This window comes from Streptomyces sp. WAC05292, from assembly GCF_003949955.1.
GTDB lineage: Bacteria > Actinomycetota > Actinomycetes > Streptomycetales > Streptomycetaceae > Streptomyces > Streptomyces globosus.
On record NZ_RPSE01000807.1, the window covers coordinates 1 to 859 of the forward strand.

The window sequence follows — 859 nt, forward strand, 5'->3', positions numbered from 1 at the left end:
CCCCGAGACCATGAACATCCCGCTCCCCGGCATCACGGTCCGCCGTCCCGCCCGTCGCGGCGACGACTGGCGCGTCACCCTCGGCCCCTTGGAGGGGCGCGGCGCCACCCTCGGCGCTGCGAAGGCTCACCTGGCCGCGCAGCTCACCCTGAGCGTGGAGACGCTCCACGTGCAGCCCGCGTTCGCCCGCGACGACGACGGCGCCCTGGTGGTCGCCATCGACCGCCCGTGGGGAATCGACTGGTACCGGGCCACCGACGCGACCGCCCGCCTGATCAGTACGGGGAACCGTATCCCGGAGGGACCGGCCGCCGACTTGGCGCGCGTCCACCACTTCACTCCCCTGCCCGAGGACACGGGTAGCCGTGCGGCCGGAGCGCCCCGGCCGCAGCTCCACACCCCGGGGGAAGTCGCCGAAGCGATGGCCAAAGCGCGCGAGACCGCCGAGACCTTCCCCGGCGTCGAGAACGCGCTCGACATCTTCACCGACGCCACCATGGCCACGCTGGCCAACCCGCTGGCCCAGTACCCGGCCCCGGACCCCCTCTCGACCGAGGACAACGGCCACACGGTCACCGTGACCCGGCACGGCACCCGGTACGTCTCGGAGTTCTCCCAGCTCCCCGGCCGCTCCTTCGGCCCGTGGGACATGGCCGAGATGATCCGCGACCTCACCTTCTCCGCACTCCTCGACCGCCCGGCCGCGCGGGACCTGGTGATGGACGCCCACGTCCAGGGCTCCGCCACCACCAACACCAAGCACTGACCAGCACGCAGCCGGCCCGGGGCACGCCCGCCGTGCCCCGGGCCGGCTGCGTGCTGGTCAGTGCTTGGGGTTGGTGGTGGCGGAGCCCTGGAC

1 protein-coding gene is annotated in these 859 nt (G+C 73.5%); it reads left to right on the forward strand.

Annotated features, from left to right (window positions below; translation table 11 throughout):
- On the forward strand, positions 1–766 hold a 766-nt coding region (locus tag EF903_RS34600; protein WP_185902967.1), incomplete at its 5' end, for a hypothetical protein.
- Positions 767–859 lie beyond the last annotated feature (93 nt).